We start from the raw sequence: 13,183 nt of genomic DNA, 5'->3' as shown, positions 1-13,183 counted from the left end.
TAGCACGTTGCGCTGTCTTGCTAAGCGCAAGTCTGTAAATTGCAAAGTTGACTAGTTTGTGGAGAGCAAGGTTGTTGTATTAAGTTTGTGGATTTTGTACACCTTCCGTAGTCACTTGATTACCATAGTAAGGGTTGTTGCCGCTAAATGAGTCGGCAGTACGTAAAGAGCTAAAGCTTTCACGGTTAACTTTTCATGAGTTGACATCATCAGTGTGAAGAGCACTAAAGATGGTGTTCAAGTACGCACCAATTTTTGAGGTGCGACCGTTGGCGCCTGAAAGGTACTTACCAGCTTTGAAGTCGGCAAAGACACTAGCTGCTTCGGCTTTACCAAGTAAGGCAGCGCTAAGGTCATTGTTTTCCTTAAGGTCAAAGTAAAGTGGTGAAAGTTTCAAGGCTTGAAGCAACATTGCATTTGTTTCGTTGTTTAAGGCTGTCACTAATGTCGCGTTGTTTAAGCCTGCCACTAACTCAGCAGCACTTTGTGCGTTTGGTAGGCTTCAGTTGAGACCAAGGTTAGAAATTGCTAGTTGGTATGCAGGTCAGTAGTAAATTGGTGAATTTTGGTCAAGGTTTTGGTTAAATCTTTGATTAGTTGTAGCCGTTAAACTTAAACCTTGCGCAAAGAGTGACATCACTTCATTAAGTGTTGGTGCATCTTGGCTTCATAAACGAATGTTCTTGATTTGGGCAAGTTTTTGTAAAGCGGCTAACACGTTTGGATTAGCTTGTGAGTTGTCAGGACTAAGGAAGGCTTGACTAAGGTCGTCTTGGTAAGCTAAAGCCATTCAGTCTCACACAAATGAGTAGTTAAAGCGTGCGGCACTTAAACCATTACGTGTGGTGGCACTAAAGGCTGCTTGCGCTGCTTGGGCAGCTGGATCACTAAGGTGTTCGTTGGTGCCATTAGCTACATAGGTATAGAACAATGGTGCTAAGACATCAAGACGTTCAAGGTCACCTGCTTTGTTGGTACCACTTGAAGTGATTTTGAACAAGTTTGGCTTGAGTTTACCAGTAGTGTGGTCAATTGCAATTGGGAACTTGTCAGTTAAGAATTCATTGTGTTCAAGGTCACTGGTACGGTAACCTTTAAAAGTACTTCAGTTGGCCACAAGGTAGTTGAATCATGGGTTAACTGGTAATTTGCTCACAATTTCGTCAGTTCACTGGTCAACTGGGAGGGTGTTAGTACCAACACCATTCATTGTTAAGCTTGGAATTGGCAATGATTGTGCCATTTTTTGCGCATTTAACATTCAGTTGAGTTCCGAGATTTGTGGTGTATTCACGTTGAACAGGTCACTTAAGGTTGTAGATGCACTCGCTACACCTTCAAATGGTAAGACTTGTTTGTTAACTTTACGCACAATTTCGTATTGGAATTGGTTAAGTTCGTTGTTAAGTTCAAGGAACTTGGTGAGTAAGTTTTGCGCATTACGAAGGGTGAAGTTAACGTTCTTAGTTGAAGCTAAGAAGGTTTGGACTTCTTCAAGTTTAGCACTAATGTTAGCAACATCACTTTGAGTAAAGCCAAAGATTTTAGCTAAGTTTGAAAGTTTTTGGGTGTTGTTAGCTTGGTCGTAAGTTCACATTCATTGGTACAAGTCGTCAAATAAATTCTTGATACCAAAGTTGAAGTCATCAAAAGCCTCTTTGTTGTCAGTTGGGTTAGCTGATGGGTGTTTACTATTAGCGTAAAGGTAGTCAATTGCACTCTTGAGTGTACCAAAACGTTCTTGGTCAGCTACACCCATATTTGCTAAGGAAGCATCAGTAGCTTTAACACCAAGGTAGTTGATTAAGTAGTTGGTAAATGATACCTGGGTGTTAAGTAAACGGTTGTAAGCTCAACGTTTAAGGTCTTGTAAGGCTTCATTAAGGTAAGTGTTAATGTAGTCAGTCACATCAAGTTGGTTGGTCCGGTTAAAGTTGTTTTCACTTGAAGTTTGAATTACTTTCGCTACATCACCAAGGATTCAGTAACCACTTAGATTTGACACGTTGGCTTGGCCTAAGTTAAGTTCTTTGCTATAAAGTTCACCTAAGTTTGCAACCGAAGTAGTGTCTTTGTGGAGCCATTTTTTGGCTGAAGAAGTATCGGCAGCTTTGTCAAGTACGCTGGCAAAGTTAGCAAAGGAACCAAAGGTGGTAAATTGTTTGAAGGCACTAAAGTTGAAAGCACCTTGTGGAGTGACGTTGTCGTAAGTTTTGTGACTTGAGTTTTCGTAGAAGGCATCATCTTGTAACAACTCGCCTTGGGCATTGAAGTTACCAGCATGCACATTAGTTCAACTAAAGTCTTTGTGTACCCGTGCGTATTGGGCATTGGCACCTGGTAAACCGTCTTGGAGACCTTGACCACTGAAGTACTTACTATAGTTCATCTTAAGGAGAATGTTTTGTAAGGCTCACTGGTCAGCACGTGAAAAGTTATAACGACTCGCATAATCGTTAAAGGCAGATTTGGCATCATCTTTTCTAAGCAATAAGTCTTTGTAAGTTGCTAAGTTGCTACCAAAGTTGTAACTGTAGAAACTCTTTGGTGCGTTGTCACCATAAGCAAAACCAGCTTCGGCAATTGCACTGCTCCGGTCAGCGGCAATGGTGTTGCCTAAGTTGATACCATAAAGTGAGTTGAGTAAGAAACTTTGAAGGTCAAAGTAGTTTTGGTTAATGTTATCACGGTCAGTCACAGTGACACTATTAGCAACACCAGGGACGTTGTAGTTAGCTGGTGGCGCAATTAATTTTTGGTAAGCTTGGACAAAACCAGCGAGTAAACGGTCAAGTTGGGTTTGAATGTCACGTTGGGTGGCCATTAACATTTGGAAGTCAACAATAGTCTTAGTTACTAAGTAGTTTGACTTCGCTAAGTTACCAGTCAAGGTTGAGTAAGGGTTCCGGGTCACATCACGGTAAGCGTTAAGTTCAGCTAGTAATTGGTCAAAGTAGTCAGCTGGTAAGTCAAGTAATTGACCAAAGGCTTTGTTCCGCGCAAGGAAGTTAACTTTAAGGTAATTAAGGAAGCTTACTAATTTTTCATCATTGTTAAAGACAATGTCGTTGCTTACGCCTTGCACCTTAATGGTTCAGTTTGACAAGGCAAATGGGTTAAAGGTTGAAATTAACTTGTAGACATTACCAGTGTAAGCATCACGAGTCGAAGCAAAGTATGAAGTTGCTGGGAATGGTAAGTAACCAAAATAAGGCACATTGGCTGCGTTAGTGTTAGTAGTTGAGGTGTGAATATTAGCTTCTACTGGTGTGGTTGGACGTAATGAACCATCAAGACGCATGGTGAAGAAGATGCGTTTGAAGGTGTTAGCTTCAATTTGGTAAGCTTGGGCGTCATTAAGCGCAGCGAGTTTGTCAAAGAGTGCGTAAGGTTTTTTAGCTCACGACGCAGGGTCGATGCCATTAAATCAGGCTGCACTTCAGTCACTAGTAGTGTGGCTGCCATCTTGGCTGCTATTAAGTCCATAACCACTAAAGACTGCATCGTCAAGAGCTATAATGGTTGTTGGGTTGTTAATGGTTGTTGGGTCACCCACCATGTATGCTAAGGTTGCAAGGTATGAGTGTCACATGTTGGCGCTGGCACTAATTGGTGTACCGTCGGCACTAAATTCGTTTCATAACTTCGCATCAAGGTAGTTTTCAAGGACGAAAAGTTTGAAGACAAAAGCGTAAGCATAGCGCAAGGCAGTTGCGCGGTCAACTAAACGTTTGAGTTCACCACGGTTTGGTAAGGTGTTAAGGTCTAATTGCGCACTTGTTCACTTGGTTGCGCTGTCAACTTGACGTTTGATTTCTTCGTTAACCTTAGTCAACTCTTGGTCAAGTTTTCACATGATACCGTAGTTTTCACCACGACCATCTGAGTATGATGGCGAAGCGTTTCACGCAAAAGCAGCTTGTTGCACTTAGTTGTAGAAGTCAGCAAAACTTGTTTGTGAAGTTGTACCATTAAAACCAACACCATACTTGGTGTTCATCAAGAACGAAGCATAAGGTAAGTCAAGTGTGTCGAGACTAGTAATGTTAGTTACACTCGCATCAAGTTTGTTGAGTACGCGTGCTCCAGCGGTACTAAAGACAGGGGTAAGGGCTGTGTCGTTGACACCTGGGTTCGCATAAACTTTTCACACTGGTTTGTAGAGTGTGTATTGGAACTTAAGGTTTTGAGCATAAACTCTAAGCAAGTCAAATAAACCTGGATTGTCAATTGCAGTATCGCCGCTAAGATATTCATCAAGACGTCTACGTGCATCAGTGTCAGCGGTACTATAAACTTCGTCATTAGCACCTGTGTTAAGCAGTTTGAGTGCACTTTGCAAGTCAAGACCATAAAGTTGGTTGTAGTAAGTGAGAGCAGTTGCATCAGTGCCAAAGGCATTAAGTTGGTTGCTAAAGTTTTGTTCACCTAAGTTGGCTGCCACCTTGGTAAGGAAGTTTTGTGCGAAAGCATCATAAGGTGACTTGGTAGCGCGGGTAGCAAGTAAGTCATCATAATCTGAGGATTCACTCACGTTAAAGTCATTCCAAAGACCAGCAAGCGCACTAGTGATAAAGTCTTGCAATTTATTTTGGCCTTGCAATTTAATTTGACGCACAAAAGTTGCTAGGTAAGTACGTGTGTCGACACCATTGAGGGCAATAGTTTTGTCAGCAATTTTGTTAAAAAGATCATTCGCTGGGAAATTACCGTGACTTCAGTAAAGTGAGTCAACACTTGTGTTAGTAAACACGTCAGCAGGTTTAAGTTGGTTAGTTAAAGTGTTGCTGGTAATGTTGAGTAATTTTTCAAGTAAGAACTTCGCAAAGGTAGTTTTGGCAGCATCGTTTTTGAAGCTTTGATGGTTAAGAAAAGCAAAGTTACCGTCAGCATTGGTGTAGAAGGTTTCGAGTAAGTAGATGGCCGCGTCAGCAAAAGCAGTTAAGTTAGCTTGGGCGTGGGTGTCACCGCTAAGGTTTTCCTTGGCGAGTTGACCAGTGTTGACATTGTCACGTGCACCTTCGAAGAAGGCTTCTGGACGATGGTTAGTGTTAAGTGAAGCACCATTAGTAAGTACGCTTGCTTTCGAAGGTCCAGCTTGTTTAGTTGCATAGACGTCTCAGTTGGTGAGTAAGTAGAGTGTTAAGAATAACTGTGTTTTACGGTCACTTGGGTTGATGCTGTTGATATAAGCACTTCACGAAGCACCTTGTGGCGCACTTTTGACATAACCAGCACTATAGAAGAGGTCAGTAATGCGTTTGAGCGCAGCATTTTGAGTTAAGGCTGGTGCAGTTTCGTTGTTTCAAGTATTCAAGTCTACACTGAAGTTGCTTGCGCCAACTAAATCAAGGCCAAAGAGGGTGTAGCTAAAGTCGTTGGCTACTTGGTAAAGTTTGCTTGTGAGCGCATCAACGGCACTAATGAATTGGTTAACTTTCTCAGCGTCTTGGTCAGCACGTTGTGAGTTAGGATTTCACACTTGGTCAGTTTCAAACTTAAGCACTTGGTCTTTGAAAGCAGACATAAGGTCGCTAAGTTTTTGACCATAACTATTGTAAAGCGCGTAAAGGAAGAAGCCGGCGCTAGTGTTAAGGGCACTCTGAGCTTGGTCAACATTGTAACCAAACATCATCCGAAGTAAGTTAAGAACTGCGCTCTTAGTAAAGGTAAGTGCACTTGCGGCGTTAATGTTAGTTTTAGCAAGGGTGTTGTCGTCGACTAATAATCTTGCTGCTAAGTTACTAAAGTTAGCAATCGAGGTGTACGCACGAGCGTATAAAGTCACATAACCATTGGCATTAGCAATTTCTTGGTTCCGCAAGGAAGCAAGAGTGGTACCTTCCACACTGTGTGGCACACCTGGGGTATTTTGACCAGCACTAAGTTTGCTGTAAAGGTGTTTGAACATGCTTTCTAAGAACGAAGCTGAGTTAGCACCATATAAACTTAAAAAGTCAGCGGCAATTTGTTTTTGAATACCATTGATGTAAGTAGTTGTAAGGTTAATTGGGTCGTTGGCTGTGCCGATGTGGTCAAGAGCAGCGTTAGCGCCGTGATAGTTGTTGAGTAAGTTTTGTTTCAAGGTGGTACCTTGTGACAAACTCTCAGCAATCGTAGCTAAACTAGTAGTAATGCTCCGTGTTTGGGCAGCTAAGGTGTTCTTATTCACAATGTAAGTACGCGCATCACGGTTGAAGTTTTGGAGTGCATTTAAGCTAGTTTGTAAGCTACTTAAGGTAAATAATGGGGTGTTAGCATCGAAGGCAAAGTATGAACCAACTCTTTGGGCAAGGTCAAATCAAGTTGAATAACTATAGTCATCAACTGCTGAAGCAACTGCCCCATCGGTACGAGTTTTAAGGTAGTTAAAGGCATTGAAACCAAGGGTCACTTTTGGTGAGGCAGGATTGATTGCTCGGTAGTAGTCGTTAAGTTTGTGTTTTGAAGCACTGTCAGCTGGGTTGTAGTACACACCCGCTGCGTTTCAGTTCGTAGCATTAACCACGGTTGCTTCAGCACCTTGAGCGTTTTTAAGTGCTAATGGTGCAACGTATAAACTTTCGCTTTGGACTAATTCAGGATAAACGTTTAACACGTTCATCAATTCGTGTTCAGCTTGCGCAAGTTGGTTGATGTACACTTTGGCTGCACTGTTAGCTGGTGCTAATGAGTATTGGTCAAGAGCAAAGACAGCAGCACTAAGCTTGTTGTAAACTGCGCTTCAGTCTGGTGTTTGTGGTAAGGCATCAATTTGCACTTTGAGTGCTAATACATAGGTTTGAAGTTGTTTGTAAGGTAAGGTGTTGACATCAAGCACACTACCATAGTGGCTTACCAAGAAGTTAGCTAGTGAAAGTTTTTGTAAGTAAGCTAAAGCTACCCGGTGAATTTGGTCGTTGGTAAGTTGTGCCTGTGCAAAGACAGTACGTACAAAGGTTTCGGCACTTGCATAATCGCTTAAGTAAAGTGCTTGGAGTACTAACTTCGCGTTAGCGTCTTGTTTGTTGGCACTAAAGACAAAGTTAGTGTTAGCTAACGCTGGAATTGCTAAGTCGTTAAGTACCGCTTGTTCACGGGCACTAAGGAGTGTTCACAAGTCCTCTGGCAAGGTGTTAACATAAGCTTGTTGGTAAGCTGCTAGTCACGCGTCAAGACGGTTGTTAAGTGCGACTACGGCTTGTTCAGGAGTTGAATTTGCGTGTGCTAAAGCAACCTTAGCAACTAGTTTGCTAAGTAGTTGGTTAGCTTGTTGGTAACGCGCAGTTAAGTCGGTAATGTCTTGTACTGTTGCTGAATCAATGTAACGATTAGCTTCAGCTTCACCTGGTAAGTCGTTTAAGAATTCACCTGCGGTGAAAAGTTGGGCCTTGAGCTCGTTCATAATCACACGTAACAATGGCACTACACTTTCATCAAAAGTACGCGCATTTGCCCGGTCAGGTTGGTTGGCGTGTTCACTTGAGTGGGTGACTACATAGTTACCAAGAGCTTGGATGAGTGAAGTAGTTTGTCTAAAGTAAGTAGCTTTAGCATCATAGTAAGCATCAAGTGCGTTTTGGAGTGCTGGTAAGTTACCTAAAATTGTTGGCAAGGTCGTAGTGAAAGTTGGTGGTAAGTTAAAGAAGGCACGACCAAACTTAGTCGCAGCTTGGGAAGTCATTTGGGTAATGACTTGCCCTTGAGCATCGGTGAAAGTAGCACCAGTATTCGCATCACTGTGTTGCACCGCGGCGTTAGCTCACATTTTGGCATAGAAGCCTCACAAGTCGTTGTCACTAAATTGGTCTTGTGAGTGGAGTAAGTAACTAAGGGTGTTGCTCCGCGCAATGTAGTCAATGTGGTTGAGTGCCACTGGCGATTGGGCACTGTAAGTAAAGTCAGTGACTAACACTGAAGCAACTTTTTGGTAACGTGCTACAAAGTCGTGAGTGAAGAATTCAAGTTGGTCAAGGAAACCTAACAATTGTTGTGGGTAAGCGTTACCAAGGGTTTCAAGGTTAAGGAAAGCATAAACTGCCGGTGCAGTAGCAGTTGCACTACTTACCTTAGTAAATAAGTCTATAAGTTTGTAAGCGTGTGTGTTAGCAGCATCAGCTGGGTCGCTAACTGTGAAACTAAGTTGGGTTGGTACGTATTCGTTGCTAAGACCTAAGTTAGCAAGGACCTCGTTGCGGTCGGCAGCATTAAGTCAACCACGACTTAATAAGTTGTCAAGTGAAGTAGTAGCTGTCACTTCGAAAATTTGACGCGCACGTTGCACAGCAGCATCAAGTGCCGCAGTGGCGTTGTTCCGTGCCACGGTGAAAGTGTCAATGCCACGGTGAATTTCACCAAGGAGATCGTTGATACTATCATCGCCTTGGTCGATAAGTTTAGCTAATGAGTTAAGTTTTGCTAACCAAGTGCGGTATTGCTTGAGATAAGCTTGGTAAGTTTGACCAAAGAACACTTGGAAACGTGGTAATTCACTTAGTTTTAGTTTCCGAGTGGTGTTAGCATCAGTGTTGGTGATAGTGAGTAAGTTGGTGTACTGGTCGTTTACCAAAGCAGCTTGGTCACTAAGTTCATTGTGCAAGTCGTAAATGTTAGCGTAAGTTTGGAGCGCTTGCACAATTTGTTTGAAGGTGTTGGCTTGAGCTTGTAAGGTGTTGTTTTGGTGCACTAAGGCTGCTAAAGCTTGGTCAAAGTTAGCATAAGGCACACTGTCAGTAAGATTCACAGTGGCAGTACCAAACAAACTAATTCCATCCACAGCGGTAGGTGGGGTGATGTAAGCATTTAGCAATATTTCAAAGTTAACAGCTAAAGCTCGGTTGAAAGCATTGTTGGCAAACGCAAAACGACGCACTGGTGCGTTGTCAAGTTCAGCAGTCATTGGTTGGAAGAGTGCCTCGGCATTTGTGCGGTCGAAAGTGAAAATTGCTCAGTTGGCAAAGTCCATTATGTTGGCACTAGTGAAAGTTTTGTTGTTGTTAGTAAAGTCAAGTTTGGCAGCTAAGTCTTTGTTTCACTTAGTTTGACGGACATCGTTGTTAGCATCAATTGAGTTGCCATCAATGAAACGACTTTGGTAAGCGTTGTCACCTTGGTCACTTAAAGCTGCGGTGAAACGGTCAAAGTTAAGTACGTAAGGTAAGAGCTTGTTGGTAAGAAATTCATTAACACTGTCGCTACTTTGGTACACATCACGAATCAATGAACCAGGCAAGTTAGCATAACGAGTAAGAATAAAGTGACCATAAACCTTGCCATCACGAGTACTGTTGCTGTAAGACTGAATGTTAAAGTAAGCTTTCACAAACTCACCAATGATGCGATCGTTTTGGGTTAGGGTTGTGAGTGAGTCAGTGTTGTAAAGACTAAGGTAAGGAGCAAATAACGGTGCTCACGCGCCGCCATTAGTGTCACTGGCAGCTTCGGCTTTTGCATTAAGCGCGTAGTCTTGAATACCACTAAGACCAAGTCTAAAGCGTATCAAAGTGTCAGTGAGTAATAATGAACGAGTGAAGTAATTGAAGTGTTGACGTTGTGAGTCAGGGTCACTAGTGTCATACTTACCTTCTTGTGGTAACTTGGTTCATTCGTAAGTTAAGGCTTTCTTAAGCACAATGAATTCACCGGCATGGTCAAAAAGATTGGCAAAGTCAATGGTGCTAGTGTCAGCGTTCACAAGGCTGCTTGCTGGTAAGGTGTGGAGTAAACGTAAAATGTTAGCAAAGTAATTGAAAGTTACTTGTGCACCTGAGAGCACAAAGTTTTGTTTTGCTAGTTTAATTTGTGATTCGGTGTTAAGAGTACGAATGGCGTTGTAGTCAATTGGTAAGCTAGTGTCGGCAAGCACAGTACCAGTGTGACCAAAGAGGTCATAGTAAGGGTTAAGTTCATCTTTTGACACTTTGCCATTGGCTACGGCAAAGCCAAGCGCTTGCGTAAGCGCAGAAGTTAAACGCGCATCAGCCACGCCACTTGGATTAACTAAGTCCACAGCCTCACTAAATCTTGTTTGTGAGCGGAAGTGGTCGGCAACTTGTTGTTGAGTTAAGTCAAGACGGTCAAAGTTTAAGAATTTTTCTGCTTGGTAAAGACGTGGTAACAAGTAATTCATTTGTCCGTAGTTAGCTTGTCAGTTTCGGTGGAACTTAAAGGCTTGGACTAACAAAGCAACATTTGACTGGATGTCAAGCATTTGGTTACGTAAGTCAGCAAGACGATCTACACTTTGAGTGTGTGCTTGTTCGTCGAGCGTAGCATCAGTTGCACGTGCACTTTCAAGGACAAAGTCAGCATTAAGTTTAAACAAACGAGTAAACAAGTTGTGAACAAAGACACTGTTAGTTAAATTCGCGTTGGTAAAAGCAGTTTCAAGAGCGGCAAAAACGCTAAAGAATGGGTTGTTGATTTGGACGGTAACTTCGGCGTCTTGGGTGTTAGTGGTTGCTGCTTGGAGTAAAAGTTGGTAGTCACGGTTGTTGGCGCTGGCAGCACTAAGACCATCAAGGGCATCTTGGTTGACACCAACAAAGTTAGCCACGTAACGTGGTGCAACTTCAATTACGTATTTTAAGAAGGCTAAACTTGGTTTGAGTGTTTTTCAAGCACTGTAAGCTTCTTGTTGGGTTGGGGTTGCGTTTGGTCCTGGGTCAGCAACTGGGTGGTTGTTCCGGTGGTAACGGTTCAACGCTTCGATGTACTTGTTAAGTGTCTCGAGAGTTGAATGCGCCATGTTCCGGTAGGCTGCGCTTACACTTTGGTCGTTAGCTTTGGCAATGTCACTGTAGTTATAAAGGTAGCTAAGTTGTTTGAATTGGTACAAAGCAGGTTGGTTCGAAGTTTCAAAAGCTGAGGTGAGTAAGTTAAAGTCAGCATCAAAAGCTGCTTTGTTAGTACGACGGACGTTGATAAGGGCGTTGTAGAAAGGATCGTTATCAACATTTGGATGTGCATCTGGTGAGGCAGGGTCAATGTTAGGATCAACAGCACCGCTGTAGTAAGCACTCTGTGCAAGTTGGTCTTTAATGTTGGCAAAAAGGTTGCTAAGGTTCGTGTGTACGTTGGTAAAGTTGGTTTGCGCGTTTGAAAGTTGTAAGGTTTGCGCGTAGTTAAACAACTGTGTGAGTTTGCTTTGTAACTCAGCACGTGAAGCTGCTGAAGTTAAAGCAGTGTAGTTACGTGCTTGGTTGAGCACTTCGGTGTAATCGTTTTTAGCTTCGTTGGTAGCATTAGTGAAACGATCCAAGAAGGCTTGTTGGTAGTCAAGTAAGTAACCAAGTTGTACACGGTTTAAGTTCCGTAGTTCATTAGCTTTAGTTTGGACTTCGTTTCGTAACCAGGTCACTGTTGCGTAAGCATTGGTGATTTCTTGTACATTTTTTGCTAAAGAGTTGCTGTAAACACGAAGGTTATTATCTCTTGATTCGGCTGCAGTTTCTACACGGTTAACGTTAGCGTTGTCTTGTTTAAGTAAGCCCACAAGGTTGTCGTAATTGGCTTGGCTAGTAGCAGTTTGAGTGCCAAGTTCACGTAAAGCATCTTGGTAAAGTGAATTAAGTAAAACTTGGTCAAAGTAAGTATTATTAAGGTCAAAAATAGCATTCGCTAATTCATCTACGTTGGTTACGCTTGCAACTAGTTTAGTGCTTGCTTGACGCAGAAATTCTGCTTGCGCAACAGTAGTAGTGTTAGTTTCAATTTCATTTGAGTTTAACTCATTAGTAGCATCACTTGCGGTGTTGTTAGCATTAGGAGCAGGAACAACGTGTTGGTTAAGTGAATATTTGTAAAGGTCATTAAGTAATAAGTAAAAACGACTGGCAACATTTAGTTTGACACCAGTGGTGAAAAGATGGGTGTAGGCGTTAGCATAGTCTTCAGAAGTTGAGCTAGGGTTGTTAAGTACCTTCGCTGGAGTAATTTGTTCGCTGTTGTAGAGTGCAATTAAGTCAGACGCAAGTTCTGGTTCATCAATATTTTTACGTGCAAATGCGTTTACTAAGTTTTTAAGTTGGTTTTGGACATCGTCTACGGCAAAGGTTTGCGCGTAAGCTTGGGCTTCAGCGGTAATTTGGGCAACAAGAGCACTAAGGAATTCAAAACCGTTTGCTGGTAGTTTTTCACCCTTAGTAGTGCTTTTTGTTTCAATGGTTTCTGGCGCAAATTTGTATGATAAGTTTCAGAATGCAAAGTTAGTTTTAGCTTGGGCAATAATGTGGTCAATTAAAGTAGTTAAAGTAGCGTTAGTAGCTGCATCTAAGTTTAAAACTTTGATGGTTGCTTGCGCTTGTTGAGCATTAGTGAGGAATTTTTCGTAATTACTGTAGATTTCGCTATTATCAGGTTGTAAGTTTGAAACATCTGTGGTGCCACTGAAAATATTTGCTGCTACGGTTGCATACAACTTGTCAAAAAGTTGTTCGTAAAGCAACACAAGATCACGTGTGAAGTTCTCATCGTTTTCCACAATTGCGGTTAAAGCATCGGTAATAATTGGAGTTAAGGTTTTCAAACTTTGTGCAGATAAAGTTGACTTTTCAAGTTGTTCAGCATAAAGTACATTGTAAAGTTTCACTTCAAGTGGCAGAATTGCTTCATCATTACGATCGATAAGCTCATTAGTTTCATTGATAAATGTGGCGAAATCAGCACTTTTGTCAAAGCGCGCAAACGCTTGTTGGAAAGCTACTTTAATATCACTAAGTTTGAACAAAGCACGATATTGATTTCACGCTTTGGTCAAGAAGGTTTGATTTGCCTGAGCATCTGAAGCGGTTTGATTTCTTACCGCAAGAGACAATTGAGTTGAAGCAACTAACTTATTAAGCGCGTTACGCTGTTTAAGTTTGTCAGTCACATCGCTGTCGCCATTAACAAGCACTTGTTGCGCAAAAGAAATTAACGCTGTAAGTGAACTTAGTTCATTAGTTGCTAATGAAGTTTTGTACGCATTCACAAACTCTTGAGCATTATCAATTGCTAATTTCAACTGCTCAAATTGAGCAACTGAAGTAACATTTTGGTCAAGTCTGGTGATTGAATTAACTTCTTTTTCTTTCGTCTTGAGCATTTGCGCTGCAATTACTCCACCTGCTGTTGCAGGAATAAGAAGTACTCCAGCTGTTGCTGTTACTATTGCTATTGGTTTTTTACTTTTAGCCATAATTTCCTTTCTTGATTCAAGGTCAGA

At 42.0% G+C, this 13,183-nt stretch carries 2 protein-coding genes; both read right to left on the bottom strand.

Annotated features, from left to right (window positions below):
• Positions 1-79: 79 nt before the first annotated feature.
• On the bottom strand, positions 80-3,928 hold the full coding sequence (locus EXC55_RS02980; protein WP_129623182.1) for a hypothetical protein: 3,849 nt from the start codon (positions 3,926-3,928) through the stop codon (positions 80-82).
• Entirely contained in the window at positions 3,929-13,156 is a 9,228-nt protein-coding gene (locus EXC55_RS02975; RefSeq protein ID WP_129623181.1) for a hypothetical protein, read from the bottom strand. It lies immediately after the preceding gene.
• Positions 13,157-13,183 lie beyond the last annotated feature (27 nt).

Source organism: Mycoplasmopsis columbinasalis (assembly GCF_900660705.1).
Lineage (GTDB): Bacteria > Bacillota_I > Bacilli_A > Mycoplasmatales > Metamycoplasmataceae > Mycoplasmopsis > Mycoplasmopsis columbinasalis.
The sequence above is the reverse complement of the archived record's forward strand: the minus strand, read 5'-3'. Positions and strand labels throughout refer to the sequence as shown.